The organism is Aliiglaciecola lipolytica E3, assembly GCF_000314975.1.
Classification (GTDB): domain Bacteria; phylum Pseudomonadota; class Gammaproteobacteria; order Enterobacterales; family Alteromonadaceae; genus Aliiglaciecola; species Aliiglaciecola lipolytica.
In genome coordinates this window covers 1-20,970 of the sequence record NZ_BAEN01000002.1, presented here as the reverse complement: position 1 = coordinate 20,970, position 20,970 = coordinate 1, and the positions used below count along the sequence as shown (strand labels likewise).

The 20,970-nt window shown below is 40.5% G+C and carries 22 protein-coding genes; 16 read left to right on the top strand and 6 right to left on the bottom strand.

From position 1 onward, the window contains the following. The first annotated feature begins 6 nt into the window (after nucleotides 1–6). Both GLIP_RS00115 and GLIP_RS00110 read left to right on the top strand, forming a co-directional pair. A complete protein-coding gene (locus tag GLIP_RS00115; RefSeq protein WP_008842497.1) occupies nucleotides 7–648 on the top strand; it encodes a DnaT-like ssDNA-binding domain-containing protein in 642 nt (213 codons plus the stop codon). Between the two features lie 35 nt (nucleotides 649–683). Continuing rightward, on the top strand, nucleotides 684–1,502 hold the full coding sequence (locus GLIP_RS00110) for a DnaA ATPase domain-containing protein (protein ID WP_008842496.1): 819 nt from the start codon (nucleotides 684–686) through the stop codon (nucleotides 1,500–1,502). A 7-nt stretch (nucleotides 1,503–1,509) separates the two neighbouring features. Here the strand turns inward: GLIP_RS00110 and GLIP_RS00105 are convergent, their stop codons facing one another. The 5 genes from GLIP_RS00105 to GLIP_RS00085 all read right to left on the bottom strand — a co-directional run bounded on the left by GLIP_RS00105 (nucleotide 1,510) and on the right by GLIP_RS00085 (nucleotide 6,153). Next, entirely contained in the window at nucleotides 1,510–2,463 is a 954-nt protein-coding gene (locus GLIP_RS00105; RefSeq protein WP_008842495.1) for a sugar-binding transcriptional regulator, read from the bottom strand. Between the two features lie 2 nt (nucleotides 2,464–2,465). Next, on the bottom strand, nucleotides 2,466–3,179 hold the full coding sequence (locus GLIP_RS00100; protein ID WP_008842494.1) for an HAD family hydrolase: 714 nt from the start codon (nucleotides 3,177–3,179) through the stop codon (nucleotides 2,466–2,468). 22 nt (nucleotides 3,180–3,201) lie between these two features. Beyond that, complete coding sequence (locus tag GLIP_RS00095; RefSeq protein WP_083880036.1) at nucleotides 3,202–3,732, bottom strand: mannitol dehydrogenase family protein; 531 nt, start codon at nucleotides 3,730–3,732, stop codon at nucleotides 3,202–3,204. 208 nt (nucleotides 3,733–3,940) lie between these two features. Beyond that, entirely contained in the window at nucleotides 3,941–4,729 is a 789-nt protein-coding gene (locus GLIP_RS00090; protein WP_008842492.1) for a DUF4097 family beta strand repeat-containing protein, read from the bottom strand. Nucleotides 4,730–4,983: 254 nt separating this feature from the next. Beyond that, the gene (locus tag GLIP_RS00085) at nucleotides 4,984–6,153 is read right to left on the bottom strand and encodes a hydroxymethylglutaryl-CoA reductase (RefSeq protein WP_008842491.1); all 1,170 of its coding nucleotides are present in this window, start codon (nucleotides 6,151–6,153) and stop codon (nucleotides 4,984–4,986) included. Nucleotides 6,154–7,197: 1,044 nt separating this feature from the next. Here GLIP_RS00085 and mnmG point away from each other — a divergent pair. The 14 genes from mnmG to GLIP_RS00015 all read left to right on the top strand — a co-directional run bounded on the left by mnmG (nucleotide 7,198) and on the right by GLIP_RS00015 (nucleotide 19,400). After that, on the top strand, nucleotides 7,198–9,108 hold the full coding sequence (gene mnmG / locus GLIP_RS00080) for a tRNA uridine-5-carboxymethylaminomethyl(34) synthesis enzyme MnmG (RefSeq protein ID WP_008842490.1): 1,911 nt from the start codon (nucleotides 7,198–7,200) through the stop codon (nucleotides 9,106–9,108). Next, nucleotides 9,108–9,749 carry a 16S rRNA (guanine(527)-N(7))-methyltransferase RsmG gene (gene rsmG / locus GLIP_RS00075; RefSeq protein WP_008842489.1) on the top strand — a complete coding sequence of 214 codons (642 nt, stop codon included), beginning with the start codon at nucleotides 9,108–9,110 and terminating at the stop codon, nucleotides 9,747–9,749. The genes mnmG and rsmG overlap by 1 nt, the downstream gene beginning before the upstream one ends. A 51-nt stretch (nucleotides 9,750–9,800) precedes the next feature. Further along, entirely contained in the window at nucleotides 9,801–10,586 is a 786-nt protein-coding gene (locus GLIP_RS00070) for a ParA family protein (protein ID WP_008842488.1), read from the top strand. A 20-nt stretch (nucleotides 10,587–10,606) separates the two neighbouring features. Then, complete coding sequence (locus GLIP_RS00065; protein WP_008842487.1) at nucleotides 10,607–11,470, top strand: ParB/RepB/Spo0J family partition protein; 864 nt, start codon at nucleotides 10,607–10,609, stop codon at nucleotides 11,468–11,470. A 349-nt stretch (nucleotides 11,471–11,819) separates the two neighbouring features. After that, on the top strand, nucleotides 11,820–12,221 hold the full coding sequence (locus GLIP_RS00060) for an ATP synthase subunit I (RefSeq protein WP_008842486.1): 402 nt from the start codon (nucleotides 11,820–11,822) through the stop codon (nucleotides 12,219–12,221). A 48-nt stretch (nucleotides 12,222–12,269) separates the two neighbouring features. Continuing rightward, nucleotides 12,270–13,082 carry a F0F1 ATP synthase subunit A gene (gene atpB / locus GLIP_RS00055; protein WP_008842485.1) on the top strand — a complete coding sequence of 271 codons (813 nt, stop codon included), beginning with the start codon at nucleotides 12,270–12,272 and terminating at the stop codon, nucleotides 13,080–13,082. A 55-nt stretch (nucleotides 13,083–13,137) separates the two neighbouring features. Beyond that, nucleotides 13,138–13,386, top strand: a complete 249-nt coding sequence (gene atpE, locus GLIP_RS00050; RefSeq protein ID WP_008842484.1) for a F0F1 ATP synthase subunit C — start codon at nucleotides 13,138–13,140, stop codon at nucleotides 13,384–13,386. A 39-nt stretch (nucleotides 13,387–13,425) separates the two neighbouring features. Then, entirely contained in the window at nucleotides 13,426–13,896 is a 471-nt protein-coding gene (atpF, locus tag GLIP_RS00045; RefSeq protein ID WP_040521461.1) for a F0F1 ATP synthase subunit B, read from the top strand. Nucleotides 13,897–13,910: 14 nt separating this feature from the next. After that, on the top strand, nucleotides 13,911–14,444 hold the full coding sequence (gene atpH, locus GLIP_RS00040; RefSeq protein ID WP_008842482.1) for a F0F1 ATP synthase subunit delta: 534 nt from the start codon (nucleotides 13,911–13,913) through the stop codon (nucleotides 14,442–14,444). Between the two features lie 14 nt (nucleotides 14,445–14,458). Further along, on the top strand, nucleotides 14,459–16,000 hold the full coding sequence (gene atpA, locus GLIP_RS00035; RefSeq protein ID WP_008842481.1) for a F0F1 ATP synthase subunit alpha: 1,542 nt from the start codon (nucleotides 14,459–14,461) through the stop codon (nucleotides 15,998–16,000). A gap of 52 nt (nucleotides 16,001–16,052) precedes the next feature. Beyond that, nucleotides 16,053–16,913, top strand: coding sequence for a F0F1 ATP synthase subunit gamma (gene atpG, locus GLIP_RS00030; RefSeq protein WP_008842480.1), 861 nt, complete (start codon nucleotides 16,053–16,055; stop codon nucleotides 16,911–16,913). 31 nt (nucleotides 16,914–16,944) lie between these two features. Then, nucleotides 16,945–18,330, top strand: a complete 1,386-nt coding sequence (atpD, locus tag GLIP_RS00025) for a F0F1 ATP synthase subunit beta (protein ID WP_008842479.1) — start codon at nucleotides 16,945–16,947, stop codon at nucleotides 18,328–18,330. Nucleotides 18,331–18,387: 57 nt separating this feature from the next. Continuing rightward, on the top strand, nucleotides 18,388–18,801 hold the full coding sequence (locus GLIP_RS00020) for a F0F1 ATP synthase subunit epsilon (RefSeq protein WP_008842478.1): 414 nt from the start codon (nucleotides 18,388–18,390) through the stop codon (nucleotides 18,799–18,801). Nucleotides 18,802–18,989: 188 nt separating this feature from the next. Further along, the gene (locus GLIP_RS00015; protein ID WP_264363514.1) at nucleotides 18,990–19,400 is read left to right on the top strand and encodes a CBS domain-containing protein; all 411 of its coding nucleotides are present in this window, start codon (nucleotides 18,990–18,992) and stop codon (nucleotides 19,398–19,400) included. An 18-nt stretch (nucleotides 19,401–19,418) separates the two neighbouring features. On the opposite strand, the gene GLIP_RS00010 is transcribed toward GLIP_RS00015, so the two are convergent. Beyond that, nucleotides 19,419–20,384, bottom strand: coding sequence for an integron integrase (locus tag GLIP_RS00010; RefSeq protein WP_008842476.1), 966 nt, complete (start codon nucleotides 20,382–20,384; stop codon nucleotides 19,419–19,421). Nucleotides 20,385–20,970 lie beyond the last annotated feature (586 nt).

Here is a 20,970-nt window from a genome sequence, read left to right as displayed (position 1 = left end):
AAAATCATGAATTCATCCGAACAAGCAGCGCTTACTCAAGAACTCAGCAATGAAGCTAGAGTGCTTTATTTGCTGGGCTTGCGTCCTATAGCAGATGAACAAACAGGGCTTACTGCCCCGCTCAATTACAAACAATTGATAGCGCTTTTAAATAGTAAGACCAAAGAATTTACCTTAGGTAGGCAAATTAACGCGTTAATAAAAGAACTGGTTAAGCTACAGCTGATTGAGATAGAGCCAGACGCTTCTTTGGACAAAAGCTTTAATCAACAACGCGTACGTTTACCATTAATTAATATTAAACAAGACGACTACCCTAGCCTTCATTTACAATGGAGTGGAATGACGGCAACATGGAAGCCACACAAAACCGTTTTTGAAGACTTGGCTTCATTAATCGGGATAATCGATAAAGATTACAGTCATAATGAACTTGGCGAATTCATTGCCTATTGGATGGGTCGCCCGGAGCTACAATTTAGTCAATACCAGTGGACACAAAAGTTTGTATTTCAAATTAAACAAAAACGAGTAGCCAGTGGCGTTAAAAATGTACAGAAAGTCGGAAATCAGTGGGTGACGCCCAAGGCGGGTGTCGAAGCTGACGACAATGCTAAACAACTTGTGGCTAAGTATAGTAAAAAATAGCACAGTAAAAAAACAATCATAGTAGAGCAAAAAACGTGGACAGTATTAAGCAAAAAATAGATCAACTCGCGAAAGCATTGGGCAAATCTAATGTGCCTGACACCTATACTGACTACAAAGAAACACGAGCACAATACGAGCGCTTAGCCAACGAAGACGTTAAGAAGTTACAACAAGAATCGAAACTAAGGCGTATTCAGGAAATTCACGGGCGTTCTGACTTAAATCCAAAATGGACCTTTCAAACCCTTGTTGAAGATAGCGATGATGTTATTGAAGCGGTAAGTATCGCGCAGTCTTTTATTGCTGCCCATGACGATCCTAGTTGGCGTTCAAGCGGTTCACATATGATGATTTTTTACGGTGACTATGGTCGTGGAAAGTCCCATATTGCTGGTGCGATTGCCCATCAATTAATTGACCAATATGAAATTTCTGTTTTATATCGTCAATTATCTAGTTTATTAGAAATGCGCTTCTTTTCTTATGACTACAATGCTACCGATAATGTTGCTGAACAGTTTAGAGAAATTCAAAAAGAGTTATTAGATGTTGATCTTTTAATTCTTGATGAAGTGTGTGTGAATGAAAGTATGCTCAAAAAGAACACCCAGAGTTGGTTAGGGAATTTACTGCGCCAGCGTTTGGTTAATAACAAAAACTGCATCATGATCACGAATCATAACTTAGCTGAGCTAGAAAATGCGTTAGGTAAATATTGTTTCGAATCAATTAAAGAATACGATACTTACAAAGTTAAATTTTCAGGCCCTAGCCGACGCAAAGAGATAGTTCCTCAGGCACCCGAGGCTATGAATGTAAGTAGCGGTTATCAGCCTAATCAGGTGAAATAAACAGTTATCAATCTAAACTGAGTAATTTCTCTGCTGTGAATTCATTGGTAATTAGGCCATTAATCATCTTTGACCTAAGCGCACCTAGTATCGCATCAACCTTATCTTGACCTGCGGCAATGGCGATAACTGGTTTGTCAGAATCTACTGCTAATGGTGTACTCGCGACTCTGTCGTTTACAGCACAGTCTAATAACTTACCGTTGCGGTCAAATACCCAACTGATAATTTCGCCAACTGCACCTTTTTGTTGTAGCTCTTCAGATTCTTCTTTTGTGATAAAACCATCTAACAATAGAGGTGAATTAACCCCTAGGTTACCCACGCCAACGAAGGTCACATCGGCATTAGCAGCTAAGTTTAAATTACAGGCAATATTGTATTGGGATTGCAGCTGTTCTTTTTCCTCTTTACTACGCGGTAAAACGGGTAACGGCATTGGATAGTGTTTGGCTTTAATATGCTCCGCCATTCTCACGACTACATCGTAAGCAGATGCTGAGCCATCGAGTGCCATATTGCCCAGTAAGGCAACAATTTTGTGTTGCTCACAATCCATTGATGATAACTCGTCTACACAAGCGCGCAGAACGCGTCCAGTGCCAATGGCTAACACTTTAGGTTCACTGTATTTAAGATGCCGTTCTATTTCATTTGCACCGGCTTGTGCTAGTCCTAAGGTGGATTCAGCTTTATCACTTGGTACAACTTCACAAGAATGTAGTCCAAATCGATCTTTGAGTTTAACGCTAAGATCCATACATTTCGCAATTGGATGGTCTAATCTAACTTTAATCAGTCCTTTACTAACCGACAATGCCACCATACGCTGAGCAGATTGTCTTGATACATTCAGCTTTTTAGCGATTTCATCCTGCGTATTCCCGGCAACATAATATAACCATCCAGCTCTGGCAGCCTCATCCAATTTTCGCATTTCAGCATTTGTTAATTTAACCATTGTTACCTCGTGACCTGTTCAGCTGAATTTAAAGAAGGAACCAGTTCGAATAACTGCTGCCAATCGAAAATGGTTTTTATATTATTCGCAACATCCAATTGCGATATGCCTTTGTCCTTTAAATGACTTGCACCTGCGTATTTGATGACTTGCATCTTGGCTGCTAACCCACCCTGAATACCAGCCTGAGAATCTTCAATAACTAAGCAGTTTTGAGGCTTAACATTGAATTTCGCTGCGGCATGCAAGAACAAATCAGGAGCTGGTTTGCCATTTTTTACTTCCGTTGAAGTGAAAACGCGATCACCAAAATAATCTGTTAATCCTATGGTTTGCAATGCAAACTTAACCCTTTGTGGACTACTACTAGTAGCTACACAACAAGGCGTTTGCAGTTGAGCTAACATCTTCTTTAAATCTGTTGTAGTAGTTAATTCTTTTGCAAATACCTGTAAAAGTGCGTCTAAATAATCTTGTCGAAACTGATCAGATAAAGCCACTGAATAATCTGCGAAAACCTTGGCTTTAACAGATTTATAATTTTGCCCTAGAAAGTAATTATCAAAGTATTCATCCGTGATATTTACTCCCAAATCCTCGAGCATGGACAACAACACCCGCTTACTCAATACTTCACTATCTATCAACACTCCATCGCAATCAAAAATCACTAAATCTATTGAATTTTGAGAGAGTAAAGAATCCAGTAACGCCATGCTATTGCCATCCATTGAATAATTAATACAAATACTGTTTTAGAGTGCTAGAAGTACCTTCGTCCCAAAGCATTTTCAACCAATTTAAAAAATGTTGAACAAACACTTCTTTGTCACCAAGTGTCCCAAATATATCATTCATTTGCAAAAATGCAGATGGCTGATCTTCTATCACAATACCACTATTGGGATCGCCACCAGCGGCACAAAGACGACACCATAGTGCAATGACTAATGCGAGCCCCTTACAATCATTTCCTTGCTGAAGATTGGCTTGAATTATCGGCAAGATAAATTTTGGTAAACGATTAGACGCGTCCTGTCTTAATCTTGATACTGTATCTCGTACTTCTGGATTAGCAAAACGCGATTCTATCAAATCAAAATATTGATTGAAGTCAACGCCAGGCACCGTGTCTAAGGTCGGAATAATTTCTTCTTGAACTAACTTTTTAAGGTATTCGCTAATTAAAGAATTTGCCATAACCTCATGTACATAATGAATTCCGAGTAATGCTGCAGGGTATGCAATAGATGCATGACCACCATTAATAGATCCATCAGCCTGCGCTAAGGCTTATTTTAGCGATTACAGAGCTAGCGACTAAACCTAATTATGTCCTTATTAATTAAAAAATAACTAACTGGTTTACTTGTTTTTAGTAGCGAGATAAAGATTGGATGGGATATTTGAACAAATAGGTAGAATTTTGAAAAAAAACCGGGGTTTAAGCCCCGGAATTGTATTTTTTAGAAGGAATTTATAATTTTTTAATAGAAACGCTGCCACCACTAGTATGTAATTCTAGTCTTGGTCCACCGCCGTTAATTTGCCCACGAATAGACTGTTTTTTGATTTTTCCATCTACGTCAAATTCGCTGCGTACTCTGCCACCGCTTGTTGAGGCATCAATATCAATCTCAATATCATCGAGAAGATAGGCAGTTATTGAACCGCCTGAAGTAGATAGTTCTGCATCTTTGCTCGGTTGTTTGGTCATAGTTACGCGGATACTGCCACCTGAGGTATGCGCATCGAGTTCACCATGAATTTCTTTAGTTTCAATCGATCCGCCTGACGTTTTTAGTTCAACGTCACCGGTAATATTACCGACATCAATATGACCGCCCGATGTATGCGCATCAACATTACCTTTCAAATCTTCAATTTCGATAGACCCACCTGAGGTGTGTAATTCCAAATTAAACTCTTCCGGAACCGTTAATCTAAACTCTGCTTTGATATCCCTATTCCAGCCCCATCTTTTATTGCTTTCCATTTTCCCTAAGATAGTTACTTTATTGCCGCTTGTGTCTTGAGTTACTTCAAATTTATCTGCGTCATCACCTTTGATTTCTACTTCAAGAATAACCTGATCACGACTATGAGTATCAATTATCAAGCGCCCTACATCAGTGCGAAGATATAAGTCTCCACCGCTTGTAACATCTATAGTTTGGTTAATGTTTTTAGCAGATATATTAAAACTGGCTAATAAGGCGATAGCGGATAGCAACGTTAGTATTTTGGAACGATTAATTTTTAGCATAGGATTCTCGTGTTTGATTGTGCTTGGTAATTGAGTCGCAACAAGCAAACAAAAGGTTTAAAAGACTTAAAAATTTATTTTGGGAAATACACAAAAACTGTAGTCGGGGCTTTAGCCCCGAGCGGATGGTTGAACATCTCCATGGAATAAATTCCATGCTACATGTAGTTGGGGCTTTAGTCCCGAGAAGATTGTTTAAACACGCCCATGGGATGAAAACCATGCAATGTAGTTAAATTCGATTACCTAAAATACTATGGTCGATTACGTCCGTATTGATCGTGACTAGACACCCACTCATCAGCCACAACTGCTGCACCAAGCGATAATTCCCCACACAATACTGTTGCCGCAACAATTTCTGCGAATTTATTCACTCCCCCTTTACCATAACAACCTAATGTTTCTAAACATTCTCTTTGCGTTGCTAAACCTGTGCCACCACCGTAGGTTGCTACAACTAATGACGGAATTGTCACTGAAAAATAATAATCGCCATCGGCAGTTATTTCACTAAATGAATAGCCGGCTGATGATTCAGCGACATTAGCGACATCCTGGCCACAGGCAATAAATACTGCAGTTATGCCATTGGCAAAATGTGCTCCATTACTAACACTTCCAGCCATGAATGCACCCATATTCGAAAACTGTCGCTGCTTATATAACTCTTCTGGAGTACAGTGCATAATTGACTTCATAAGAGCTGCTGGGATAACCACCTCTGCAACAACGCGTTTTCCTCTGGTGTGCAATGAATTAACAAACGAATGTTTTTTATCAGTATCTAAATTTGCAGATAATGCGAAATGGTCAAGACCTTCAATTTTCTGATCCAATATCCACTGGCAGGCATGACGAGTCGCTTTACTTACCATATTCTGACCAGCAGCATCACCACAGGTATAGTTAAAACGTAACCAACGTATTTTAGATACGGCATACTGTTCAATATCTCGCAACTTACCTACTGAAGTGGTCTCTTCTGCTTTTGCTTTTATCTGTTCGAAATTATCAGTGACCCATTGACCAAATGCTAACGCAGCCCGAGCATCACAAAAAGAAAATAGTGGAGCACGTTGCATCGCATCATCAATCACAGTGGTTTTAATACCACCAGCTTCATTGGTCAGTCGCATACCTCGATTATAACTGGCAACTAACGTACCTTCGGTTGTTGCCATTGGAACATAAAATTCACCATTTGCTTCTAATCCGTCAATCAACATGGGACCAGCTAAACCAATTGGTACTTGTGCTACACCAATAAAATTTTCAATATTTCCAGGCAAGGATTCCGGTTGCAGAGAAAAATGACCAACCTGTTGTAAAGATTGACCGGTTTTTTGAGTCAAAAACGCTCGTCGGGTTTTGGCCATTTCAAGGCTGTAATCATTTGATTTGTCGCGTGGTATTTTTGGCATATTTAGAATTCACAGAGCTAAACAATACAGATTAGTATCTGTGACAATTGTTTATGAATTCAAATTTTCACTATGTATAAACATTAATCATTTATTCGTATAGTCGTACCACTTAGCAATTTTTTATTTTCCATTGGATATATCCCTTGCTGCATAGTTGCATTGTAGTGGGGACTTTTGTCTCGAGAAGGTAATTGAACACATCCATGGGATAAATCCCATGCTACACCGTCGCATCGTAGTGGGGGCTTTAGCCCCGAGAGGATAATTGAACACATCCATGGGATAAATCCCATGCTACACCGTTGCATTGTAGTGGGGACTTTTGTCTCGAGAAGGTAATTGAACACATCCATGGGATAAATCCCATGATACACCGTTGCATTGTAGTGGGGACTTTAGTCCCGAGAGGGTAATTGAACACATCCATGGGATAAATCCCATGCTACATCGTTGCATTGTAGTGGGGACTTTAGTCCCGAGAGGATAATTGAACATACCCATGGGATAAATCCCATGCTACATCGTTGCATTGTATTGGGGACTTTAGCCCCGAGAAAGTGCTTAAACACGTCGATAAGATCAGTTCCATAATACAAATTTTGCTTGTGTATAACTTTATGTATAACTGCTGTATATCCTGAGGTTATCAACTGGACAGAATATTAGAAGATCTCGCCTGTGGATAAGATCGCTATTTATCCACATCTTATACGCATTTGATCAACTCTTGATCACATCTTTTGATCGTCTGTAACAAATTGATTTATATAAATAAAAATGGCTTATATACAGATCTTTTCTTGCTTAATAATAATAAAAATAAACTAACAAGTTAAATAGATCATAAAGATTAACGATCCAAAGATCGGCATAGATCCAATATTAAAATAAATACACAAACCTTAATTTTTCTACCTTTGAACGAATTATAAGCATTTCCATTTTGATCAAATAAGTATAAAATACGCGCCCATTTTCAAACGGCGATCAATTTACTGATCTATGCTGTAATTTGAAATATACGCAAACTTCGAGGCACTTATGTTTTACCAACAAGATTTTGATGTGATTGTGGTCGGTGGAGGCCATGCAGGCACTGAAGCTGCTCTTGCTGCTGCGCGTATGGGTGTAAAAACTCTTTTGCTCACCCACAATATTGAAACATTAGGTCAAATGTCATGTAATCCTGCGATTGGTGGGATTGGTAAAGGTCACTTAGTTAAAGAAATCGATGCGCTAGGTGGAGCTATGGCATTGGCTACCGATAAAGCCGGTATTCAATTTCGTACTTTAAATTCCAGTAAAGGACCTGCAGTTAGAGCCACTCGCGCTCAAGCAGATCGTTCGTTATATCGTTTAGCTATTCGCTCTATTTTGGAACACCAAGAAAACCTTACAATCTTCCAACAATCTTGTGATGATTTAATTGTTGAAAACGACCGAGTCACTGGTGTGGTTACCCAAATGGGACTTAAATTTAAAGCCAAAACAGTTGTTCTCACTGTAGGTACATTTTTGGGTGGCACCATTCATATTGGATTACAAAATTACAAAGGCGGTAGAGCTGGCGATCCACCTTCGATCGCCTTAGCAGAACGTCTACGTGCACTGCCATTTAGAGTTGATCGCTTAAAAACAGGCACACCTGCACGACTAGATTCGCGCACATTGAACTATGATGCGATGCAGGAACAGCCAGGTGATACACCATTGCCGGTCGTTTCGTTTATGGGCAAAGTGGAAGATCATCCACGTCAAATCTCGTGTTATATCACTCATACCAATGAAAAAACCCATGATATCATCCGATCAGGTTTAGATCGTTCCCCCATGTATACCGGGGTCATTGAGGGAATAGGACCAAGATATTGTCCTTCCATTGAAGACAAAATTAATCGTTTTGCGGATAAAAACTCCCATCAAATCTTCGTTGAACCGGAAGGCTTAAATAGTATTGAGATTTATCCAAATGGGATCTCAACTAGCTTACCGTTTGATGTGCAGTTTGATCTGGTTCGATCAATTAAGGGATTTGAAAACGCACATATTATTCGTCCAGGCTATGCCATTGAGTACGATTTCTTTGATCCCAGAGATTTGAAACAATCATTGGAAACCAAATTTATACAGGGTCTGTTTTTTGCCGGTCAAATTAACGGTACAACAGGCTATGAAGAAGCTGGTGCACAAGGACTTCTTGCAGGAGCCAACGCGGCGCTGCAGGTTCAAGAAAAAGATTCATTAATTTTACGTCGTGATGAAGCTTATGCTGGCGTATTAATTGATGATTTAGCCACTATGGGAACGAAAGAACCTTACCGAATGTTTACCAGCCGTGCTGAATACAGATTGCTATTGCGTGAAGACAATGCAGATGTTCGATTAACTGCAAAAGGCCGTGAAATTGGCTTGGTAGACGATGATCGCTGGGCTGCTTTTAATCAAAAAATGGAAGCGATCGAGCAAGAAAAACAACGTCTTAAAAGCACTTGGATCCACCCAAATCATCCGGCAGTGGAGACGCTAAATCCGCTGCTTAAAAATCCGGTAAGCCGCGAACATTCGTTGGAAGACCTTATTCGTCGTCCTGAAATGACATATCAGAAACTTATGAAAATTGAAGGTCTTGGCCCTGCACTTGTCAATCCACAAGCAGCGGAACAAGTAGAAATTCAAATCAAGTATGCTGGGTATATTGAACGTCAAAAAGATGAAATCGCAAAAAGTTTACGGCATGAAAATACCCTTCTGCCCATGGATTTCGATTACAGCACCATTTCTGGTTTATCAAATGAAGTGGTTGCGAAATTAACCGAAACCCGTCCTGAAACGATAGGAAAAGCCACGCGAATTTCAGGTATTACGCCTGCTGCTATTTCGTTGTTGTTAGTGCATTTGAAAAAACAGGGACTGTTACGTAAAGATCATAGTAACAATCTGCAAAGCGCCTGATGGATGATCTAAAAAACGACTTATTGTCGGCATTTGATAAAGCTGTATCGTCTTTAACGTTAGAAATTAATGAACAGCAAAGACAAAGTTTGATTGATTTCGTGCTGATGATCCACAAATGGAATAAGGCATACAATCTAACGTCTGTCCGTGATCCTCAACAAATGCTAATTAAACACATTGTCGATTCAATTGTGGTTGCACCCTATCTAGATCGCGCTCACTACATTGATGTAGGGACGGGTCCTGGATTACCTGGAATACCACTTTCAATTATGCATCCTGATAAACATTTTGTGTTGTTAGATAGTTTAGGTAAGCGTGTTCGCTTTATGAAACAAGCGTCATTCGAATTAGGCTTAAAAAATATTGAACCGGTTCAATCCCGTGTAGAGCAGTATTCTAGCGATATCCAACTTGATGGGGTATTGAGTCGAGCGTTTGCGTCGATAAAAGATATGTTGCACTGGTGCCAACATCTGGTAGATTCACAAGGTGAATTTCTTGCGTTAAAAGGTCAATTTCCAGAACAGGAAATAGCACTTCTACCTGATGGATTTGAAGTGATAGAATCTATTAAACTAGATATACCGGTACTTGAAGGCGAACGTCATTTGATTAAAATCAAAAAAGTTAGTTAGTGCCTACTACTCAATTCAATACCTGAAATTAAAGATAAACGGACGGATAAGTTGGCGAAAGTCATAGCAATAGCTAACCAAAAAGGTGGTGTTGGAAAAACGACTACAGCAGTTAATGTTGCAGCGTCGATGGCGGCTACGAAACGAAAAGTACTGCTAATAGACTTAGATCCTCAAGGTAACGCAACGATGGGAAGCGGTATTGACAAATACGAGGTCGATTCCACCTGTTATGAACTGCTAATTGAAGATAAGCCTGTCCAAGACGTGGTGATCACAGAAACGTCTGGTAAATACGATCTCATTGCCGGTAATAGTGACGTGACAGCTGCTGAAATTAAATTAATGGAAGTGTTTGCCCGCGAACTTCGACTGCGTAGAGCGTTGGAACCCGTGCGAGACTACTACGATTATATTTTTATAGATTGTCCGCCGTCCTTAAGTCAATTAACGGTAAATGCGATGGCAGCAGCTGATTCAGTGCTAGTTCCAATGCAATGTGAATATTATGCGCTAGAAGGCCTTACGGCGTTGATGGACACAATTAAAAAGTTAGCTTCTGTGGTCAATCCAGATCTTAAAATCGAAGGGGTTCTACGAACTATGTATGACCCTCGAAATAGACTAGCAAACGATGTATCTGAACAATTAAAAAGACATTTTGGTGAACAGGTTTATCGCACAGTTATTCCCCGCAATGTGAGACTGGCAGAAGCGCCGAGTTTTGGTGCGCCAGCAATGTATTACGATAAATCTTCTACGGGTGCGAAGGCATATTTAGCACTGGCAGGTGAGATACTGCGTCGTCGTAATAAAACCCTTAAAGAAGCGAGTTAAGAAAAAGGTTAATGGTAGACATGTCGTCGAAAAAAAGAGGCTTAGGCAGAGGATTGGATGCATTACTAGCCACTAGTAGTGCAAAACAAGAGTCGGATATTTCAGAACGTAGCAGTGAATTGCAAAAACTGCCTATAGAGTTTTTGCAAGCTGGCAAATATCAACCTCGTAAAGATATGTCACCTGAAGCATTAGATGATCTAGCTTCCTCAATTCGTTCACAAGGCGTCATTCAGCCTATCGTGGTACGTAAAGTGAGTGAGGATAAGTTCGAAATTATAGCGGGTGAACGCCGTTGGCGAGCATCACAGTTAGCCAAGCTTGATGTAGTGCCCTGCATAATCAAGAACGTGCCTGACGAAGCCGCTGTTGCAATTGCTTTGATTGAGAATATTCAGCGTGAAGATCTCAATGCAATGGAAGAAGCACAAGCTCTAGATAGATTAATGACCGAATTTGAACTTACTCATCAAGAAGTCGCTGAAGCGGTCGGAAAATCCAGAACAACCGTTACCAATCTTCTGCGTCTGAATAATCTTAACGATGACGTAAAATTATTATTAGAGCATGGCGACATTGAAATGGGTCATGCTCGTGCATTACTTGCTTTGCAAGGTGATGTGCAAACCGATGCAGCACAAACCGTGTCGGGCAAAGGACTAACCGTTCGCGATACAGAAAATCTTGTACGCAAATTACTTGAGCCTCCAAAACCAAAAGCTGAACCTAAAGTTGATCCAGACGTGCAACGTTTAGAAAGTCAGTTATCGGATAATTTAGGCGCGCCTGTTAGTATTGCTCACAATGCAAAGGGTAAAGGAAAGTTGACAATTAATTTTTCGAGCTTGGATGAATTGGATGGGATCTTAAGTCATATCAAATAATCCACAAATAGAATTAAATTGTAGTGGGGGCTCTAGCCCCGAGAAGTTGTTTGAACATATCCATGGGATAAATCCCATGCTACATGTTTTATTGTAGTGGGGGCTTTAGCCCCGAGAAGTTGTTTGAGCATATCTATGGGATAAATCCCATGCTACATAGTTTTGGGGATTTAACCCCATAATGGTGGTTAAATAGCTGCTGAAATGAAGACAATTAAATGGCTACATTGTAGTTAACTATGTATTAATACAAATTACACAACAAAACACGCTTAATGGTTGAATATTTGCGATAAAACAGTATACTTTTGGCGCTTTTTGTTTAGGTATAAACGCACTGAGGGATAATTTGGCAACTAGCTTGACCAGCGAAGGTCGACAGTTGGCTCGGAAAGTACTGTTTTTTCAAAGTATTGTTGCCATTGTCTGCTCTATATTATTTGCGATTCTTAAGGGTCAAAATAGCGGTATTTCTGCTTTTTATGGTGGTATTACCTGTCTACTTCCGGCTTTGGTGTTCGCTCACTACGCGTTTAGATACGCCGGTGCCAGGCAAAATAAACTGGTAGTACGGAGTTTTAACAGAGGCAGCAAAATAAAATTCTTTTTGACCATTATTTTATTTTCTTTAGCGTTTAAATGGTCTGAAATTGAATTTTTAGCGTTATTAGTCACTTATCTGATAACCACGATGGCACAATGGCCGATAATTAGTTTTTTACATCGCGTTAAACCAGTAAACGATGTTTGACGAGATGTTTACCCAGAATTTTTAACTTTATACAATTTGGATGGAAAAATGGCAGGATCGGGTGGCGAACAAACCATTAGCGGTTATATTCAGCACCACTTGACCAATGCATCTGTCGGAGAAGGGTTTATGACTCTTCATGTCGACACGCTGGCATGGTCTGTGGTTCTTGGATTGGTGTTTATTTTAAGTTTTCGTGCAGCAGCGAAAAAAGCAACTGTTGGTGTCCCTGGAAAGTGGCAGGCTTTAGTTGAAATTATTGTCGAATTCGTTGCTGATACAGTCAAAAGTACCTATCACGGTAAAAGTCCTCTTATTGCGCCATTAGCGCTCACTATTTTCGTGTGGGTATTGCTAATGAACTTGATGGATCTTATCCCAGTTGATTTCTTACCTACATTGGCCTCTTTAATTGCTGGCGAATCATGGGAAACGATCGCCTCAGGACAATCACACACATATATGAAAGTGGTACCTACCACAGACGTAAACATGACCTTTGCATTATCCATTGGCGTGTTTGTTTTGATGATTTTTTATTCCATCAAAATCAAAGGATTCGGCGGCTTTATGAAGGAGCTGTATGCTCATCCGTTTAACACGCCGTGGTTGTACTGGTTCAACTTCATACTTGAACTAGTCTCGTTATTAGCCAAACCCTTGTCTTTATCATTGCGTTTGTTTGGTAACCTCTACGCAGGTGAGCTGATATTTATTCTGATTGCAGGAACTATGGGGCTATGGCAATTGCCGTTGCATTTCATATGGGCTGCATTCCACTTGTTGGTCATTCCGTTGCAAGCGTTCATATTCATGATGTTAACCATCGTGTATTTGAGTCTGGCAAGTGAAGAACACTAATTTCTAACTACTAATTTTTTTTAAACTTTAACTTAAAACACAAAGGTGAAAATCTATGGAAATCTTGGGTAATCTATATATCGCTGTTGGTATTTTGATTGGTCTATGTGCACTAGGGCCAGCTATTGGCTTTGGTATCTTGGGTGGTAAATTTCTAGAGTCAGCTGCTCGTCAACCAGAACTAGCGCCTACTCTACAAGTAAAAATGTTCATCGTAGCGGGTCTTATCGATGCTATCGCGATGATTGGTGTGGCTATCGCACTATTCTTGTTGTTTGTTGAAAGCGCGAAGTTTGCTGTTTAAGCACAACAATTGTAATCAACGAACTTAGGAGGAGCGGACTTGAATATCAATTTCACTCTAATTGGCGAATTAATAGCATTTATATTCTTCGTGTGGTTCTGCATGAAGTATGTATGGCCCCCTATTATGGGCGCTATAGAAGATCGCCAACAAAAAATTGCTGACGGCTTAGCGGCTTCAGAACGAGGTGAAAAAGACCTTGAGCTGGCGCAACAAAAAGCAACTGAGCAATTGAAAGAAGCGAAAACTCAAGCAGCTGAAATTATCGAACAAGCTAAAAAGCGTGCTAATCAAATTATTGATGAAGAAACGCAACGTGGCCATGTTGAGCGTGAAAAAATTATCGCGCAAGGACAAACCGAAATTGAAGCAGAGCGCAACCGTGTGAAAGAAGATCTTCGTAAGCAAGTCGCAGTGTTAGCTGTTGCTGGTGCTGAAAAAATCTTGGCGAGAGAAATCGACGCCGCTGCACAAAGTGACATAGTTGAAAAACTTGTCGCAGAGCTATAAGGGGCACATGAGCTATGTCTGAATCGACAACTGTTGCTCGCCCTTATGCTAAAGCAGCTTTCGACTATGCGGTTGAGAAGCAAGCTGTCACACACTGGCAAGAAATGCTGATGTTTGCAGGTGAAGTAGCGGATAACGAACAGATGGATGACATCTTATCGAGCGCTATGGCTGCTGAAAAACTAGCTGAATTGTTCAACAGCGTGTGCGGTGAACAACTCGACGAAGCGGGTCAGAACCTTATTGGTGTTTTGGCTGAGAATGGACGCTTAAAAGCGCTACCTGATATTGCATTGTTGTTTACTCAATATAAAGCGGAATTTGACAAAGAAATAGATGTAGAGGTTACCTCTGCTGTTGAATTAAGCGAAAAACAACTATCTGAAATCAGCGCGTCTCTTGAGACACGTCTTGCACGAAAAGTTAAGCTGAATTGTAACGTCGATGCTGACATTGTGGCCGGAGTCATTATTAAAGCCGGTGACACAGTAATTGATGGTTCGGTTAGATCAAAACTACACCGTCTATCAGACGTTTTACAATCATAGCGGGGAAATAGAGCATGCAACTGAATTCCACTGAAATTGCAGAACTGATCAAAAAACGAATTGAACAGTTTGATGTAAAAAGTGAAGCTCGCAACGAAGGTACAATAGTTGGTGTTACCGACGGTATCATTCGTGTCCATGGCCTTGCCGATGTTATGCAAGGTGAAATGATTGAGCTTCCTGGTAATCGTTATGCTATCGCGTTAAACCTAGAACGAGATTCTGTAGGTGCGGTAGTAATGGGTCCTTATGCGGACCTACGTGAAGGTATGAAAGTCCAATCTACAGGTCGTATTTTGGAAGTGCCTGTTGGCCGTGCCCTTTTAGGTCGCGTAGTTAACACTTTGGGCGAGCCTATTGATGGTAAAGGCGCAATTGATGCAGAAGGTTTTGAACCAGTTGAGAAAATTGCACCAGGCGTTATCGAACGTCAATCAGTAGACCAGCCAATCCAAACTGGTTATAAATCGGTTGATGCCATGATCCCAGTTGGTCGTGGACAACGTGAATTGGTTATCGGTGACCGTCAAACAGGTAAAACTGCTTTGGCAATCGATGCCATCATCAATCAAAAAGGTACTGGCGTAAGCTGTGTATACGTAGCGGTAGGCCAAAAGGCATCTACTATTGCTAACGTAGTACGTAAGTTAGAAGAGCACGGTGCAATGGATCACACCATTGTTGTTGCCGCTTCTGCGTCTGAATCTGCAGCATTACAATACTTAGCACCATATTCTGGTTGTACAATGGGTGAGTTTTTCCGTGACCGCGGTGAAGACGCACTTATCGTATACGATGATTTGTCTAAGCAAGCTGTAGCGTATCGTCAAATTTCATTGCTACTTCGTCGTCCGCCAGGTCGTGAAGCTTATCCTGGTGATGTTTTCTATCTACACTCTCGTCTTCTTGAGCGTGCTGCTCGTGTAAACGAAGTTTATGTAGAGAAATTCACAGATGGTAAAGTTAAAGGCCAAACAGGTTCATTGACTGCATTGCCTATCATTGAAACGCAAGCCGGTGACGTATCAGCATTCGTACCTACCAACGTAATATCAATTACCGACGGTCAGATCTTCTTAGAATCTGATTTGTTTAACGCGGGTATTCGCCCAGCGGTAAACGCCGGTATTTCGGTATCTCGTGTTGGTGGTGCTGCGCAAACTAAAATCATCAAGAAACTCGGTGGCGGTATTCGTCTAGCCTTGGCTCAGTATCGTGAATTGGCGGCGTTCTCGCAGTTCGCATCTGACCTTGATGAAGCGACTCGTGAGCAACTAGAACATGGTGAGCGCGTAACAGAATTAATGAAGCAGAACCAATATGCACCACTTTCAGTGGGCGATATGGGTGTGTCTTTGTTTGCTGTTGAAAAAGGCTATCTGAAAGGCATTGAATTGAATAAAGTACTAGATTTTGAATCTTCACTTCATTCTTTTATGAATGCTGAATATGCTGAGCTTATGAAAACACTTAACGACACTGGTAACTACAACGGTGAGATTGAAGCCCAGTTGAGTGAAGCTTTGGATAAATTCAAAGCGACACAAACTTGGTAATCAATTGGGTAGCATCACTGCTACCCTAACGTTGAGAAATCGGAGATAAGTCATGGCCAGCGGTAAAGAGATAAAAGGTAAGATCGGGAGTATTAAGAATACTCAGAAGATCACCAGTGCTATGGAAATGGTTGCCGCGTCTAAAATGAAAAAGGCGCAAGACCGTATGGAATCCAGCCGTCCATATGCCGAAAGCATGCGTAATGTGATTGGTCACGTGGCCCACGGTAACCTTGAATATCGCCATCCATATTTGGAAGAGCGTGAGGTTAAACGTGTTGGTTATATCGTGATTTCAACCGACCGTGGCCTTTGTGGTGGTTTGAACTCAAATGAGTTCAAGAAAGTGAGCATTGACGTCAAAAAGTGGCAACAACAAGACGTTGAAGTGAGCTTCGCTGCATTGGGTGCAAAAGCATGTGCATTTTTCGGCCGATTCGGGGGCAAAGTACTTGCTGCTGAATCTGGCATAGGTGATTCGCCAAGTGTTCAAGATGTGATTGGTTTGGTACGTGTAATGTTAAATGCGTACAACGAAGGAGAAATTGACCGTTTATTTTTGGTCTACAACGACTTCGTAAATACCATGACACAAGAGCCCAGAATCGATCAATTGTTACCTTTGCCTAAGTCTGATGAAAAAGAATTAAAGCATCGTTGGGATTACATTTACGAACCAGATCCAAAACCAATTTTGGAAAAATTAATGGTTCGTTATATCGAATCTCAGGTGTACCAAGGCGTAGTAGAAAACTCTGCGTCAGAGCAAGCCGCGCGAATGGTAGCGATGAAAGCCGCTACCGATAACGCAGGCGATCTAATCGATGATTTGCAATTGGTATACAACAAAGCTCGTCAAGCAGCTATTACACAAGAAATTAGTGAAATAGTTAGCGGCGCGGCAGCGGTGTAGGCAAAGGTTTAAAAATTAATGAGGACTAAACATGAGTCAAGGTAAGGTCGTCCAAATCATTGGCGCGGTTGTGGATATTGAATTTCCACAAGATGCCGTTCCAACTATCTATGACGCACTGAAAATTACCGAAGGTAATTTGCAGGGATTAACCTTAGAAGTGCAACAGCAACTTGGTGGCGGTGTGGTACGTAGTATCGCATTGGGAACCACAGACGGTCTAAGCCGTGGACTTGCTGTAGAAAACACAGGTGAACCTATTAACGTTCCAGTTGGTACCAAAACATTGGGCCGTATTATGGACGTTTTAGGTAATCCAATCGACGAAGCAGGCCCTATTGGTGAAGAAGAGCGTATGTCTATTCACCGTGCAGCGCCTAGCTACGAAGAACAATCTAGTTCTGTTGAACTACTAGAAACTGGTATCAAAGTAATCGACTTGGTTTGCCCATTTGCAAAAGGTGGTAAAGTTGGTTTGTTTGGTGGTGCTGGTGTAGGTAAAACAGTAAACATGATGGAATTGATTCGTAACATCGCAATCGAGCACAGTGGATACTCAGTATTCGCAGGTGTTGGTGAGCGTACTCGTGAAGGTAACGATTTCTATCACGAAATGAACGAATCTAACGTACTAGACAAAGTATCACTAGTTTACGGACAAATGAATGAGCCACCTGGAAACCGTTTGCGTGTAGCATTGACCGGTTTGACTATGGCTGAAAAATTCCGTGACGAAGGTCGTGACGTACTTTTCTTCGTAGATAACATCTATCGTTATACCCTAGCTGGTACAGAAGTATCTGCACTACTAGGTCGTATGCCATCAGCAGTAGGTTATCAGCCTACATTGGCTGAAGAAATGGGTGTACTACAAGAGCGTATCGCCTCAACTAAGACTGGTTCAATTACATCAATCCAAGCGGTATACGTACCTGCGGATGATTTGACTGACCCAAGTCCAGCAACAACCTTTGCTCACTTAGATGCAACAGTTGTATTGTCTCGTGATATCGCTTCTTTGGGTATTTACCCTGCGGTAGATCCACTAGATTCAACGTCTCGTCAGCTTGATCCACAGGTTATTGGTCAAGAGCACTATGACACAGCACGTGGAGTTCAGTCGGTTCTTCAGCGTTATAAAGAATTGAAAGATATCATTGCGATTCTAGGTATGGACGAATTGTCAGAAGAAGACAAACTTTCAGTATCTCGTGCTCGTAAGATCCAACGTTTCTTGTCACAGCCATTCTTCGTTGCTGAAGTATTTACCGGTTCTCCAGGTAAATATGTATCTTTGAAAGATACTATCAGTGGCTTTAAAGGGATCCTTGCAGGTGAGTATGATCACTTACCAGAGCAAGCTTTCTACATGGTTGGCTCAATTGACGAAGCCGCTGAAAAAGCGAAAGGTAAATAAGACGCAGTAACTTGTGTCTTTCCCTTTGTTTTTTCATAAACCTATTTAGGAGGTCCCATGGCAATGACAGTACATCTGGATGTGGTAAGCGCCGAAGACAAGATATTTTCTGGTCTGGTAGAAACTATTCAGATTACCGGTAGTGAAGGTGAGCTAGGTATTCATCCTGGACATGCACCTTTAATTACTGCGTTAAATCCTGGCATGGTTCGTTTGGTTAAACAGCACGGTGAAGAGGAAATTATCTACATAGCCGGTGGCATGTTAGAAGTTCAACCTAACACAGTGACTGTTTTGGCAGATACTGCTGTTCGTGCAGAAGATTTAGATGAACAATCTGCGTTAGAAGCAAAACGTTCAGCTGAAGAGCATATTGCAAACGGCGGTGCCGATTTCGATTATGCGGAAGCCGCTGCGCAACTTGCAGAAGCTCTTGCACAGATACGCTTAATTCAAAAAATGCGTAAATAACCAGAGATTAGTTATCTTTTCAAAACCCAGCCAAGCGCTGGGTTTTTTATTTTCTAACAAACTCATATCCCTCCTATTCTGAAATTAGAAAAGCTATACCTAGCAAACTAAACAACCTGTCGTTTATAGTTTATGCTGATACTGGTGTTTACAGGGATTCTTCCGGCCTAATGAAAATAGAAAAAATAATGACAAAGGAAATAGTGAGCGTGCAAATGGACAATACATTGGCACATGTTAAACAACTATTTGAAAATCATAAATTTCATCATTTATTGGTAATTGAAAACAAAAAACTGGTGGGAATTTTATCTGATAGAGACTTTCTCAAAGCAATTAGCCCAAATATAGATACAGCAATGGAATCGATAAAAGATGTGGCAAGTTTAAACAAACGAGTGCATCAAATTATGAGTAGAAAGTTAGTTACTTTACATCCCAATAACGGACTTTTCAGCGCAATACAAACGTTTAATAAACACCGTGTATCATGCATTCCCGTAGTCACCTCAGATAATCAAGCAGTTGGTATTTTGAGTTGGCGTGACGTTTTCACTTACATTGAAACCAAGCAGTTAGAGAAATTGCTAGCACAGTAAAATTCTACCAAAATAAAGTTAAAACAAGTTTGAAAGCGGACTGATAACTGAGTTCCCTCCCCTTTGAAGTATATGCGTATAAATTTGCGTAGTACGTAAATCAGCATGACCTAGTTGATCTTGTACTGTTCTAATGTCTGCTCCTGACTGCAATAAATGCGTTGCAAACGTATGACGAAGCGTGTGAGGCGTCACTTTTTTTGGGATAGAAGCCTTTTTACTGGCGATTCTAATTGCTTTTTGCAGACCTGTTTCATCAATATGGTGACGACGCATCTTTTTTGTTTCTGGATCAATTGACAATCGGCTAGATGGAAAAAGATATTGCCACCCCAAATCTCTACTTGCCGATTTGTATTTAACCCTCAGCCTGTTAGGCATCCATACACCTGAAAAATCAGGGTTAACAATATCTGCGGCCAGATAATGCTCAGCCATTATTATCTGCTTATGTAAATCAGAAATTAGACTATCAGCCAATGTAACAATACGATGTTTACCACCCTTGCTGTTCCAAATACGAATAGACTTATAATCAAAATCGATATCCTGCACCCTTAATCGTATACATTCCATTAATCGCAAGCCGCTTCCATATAGAAGTGAAGCAGGTAATTTATAATTAGCATTAATACAATTAAGTAAACTACGTATTTCCGGTTGTGTTAACACCACCGGTAACTTTTGTTGTCGTGTACTTCGTACATATTTGAGTTTTAGTGATAAAGGATTATCTAATATTTCGGCATACAAAAATGTTAGCGCATTCAACGCAATTTTTTGAGTAGAGACTGCTACATCTAATTCCAAAACCAAATGAGATAAGAACAGCTCAACTTCCATATTATGTAACTGTGCCGGGTGACGCTTTTTATGGAAAATAATAAAACTACTGATCCAAGTTAAGTAAGTTTCAATCGTTCGTTTCGCATAATGACGTTTATACATTTCATCCTTAAGCATTACTAAAAAAGGTGACTTCATTGGTTTTACGTTCCTTGTAAAAGCACTGTATAAACCAACAGAATAGTCCCCTACTCCGTCTAACCGCAAGTTATTAGAAATAAACTGTACTTTTACAATGGTACGAAAAAAATATGCCAATATTTTTAACCTGTACAGACAGTTATCCAGTGTGGTAAAAATGAACTACGTTAAATTAAGGAATTTTTCCTTGTTGGTTTTAAGGAAATTTCTTACCTAATAATATTGTTATAGCGCTTTGTCTTTTTCTACTTCAAATTAAGCAAGGTAGCGTTTCAATTACCTTCTTCGATTTAGCAAATTCCTTTTTTAATAATCGTCCTAGGTCGTTGACCACTTGTTGCTCTTCTCACCGGTCACGCCACTTTTCTCAGCAACAGTTCAATGTAACAGTCAAAAAGCAGTTGTTGTTTTGTTCTAGGTTGGTTTAGTCTACGAGTAATATTTTTAATCATGTTGTTGTGCAAACAGGTGGTGGCGGCAAAGCCGCGCTAGTCCAAAGGGTTGCGCAATAACAAGCAAAGGCATCGGAAAATACTCGCTGGCTGCGCCAAAAGCGCTCGCATTTCCGTTGCTTTGGACGTTA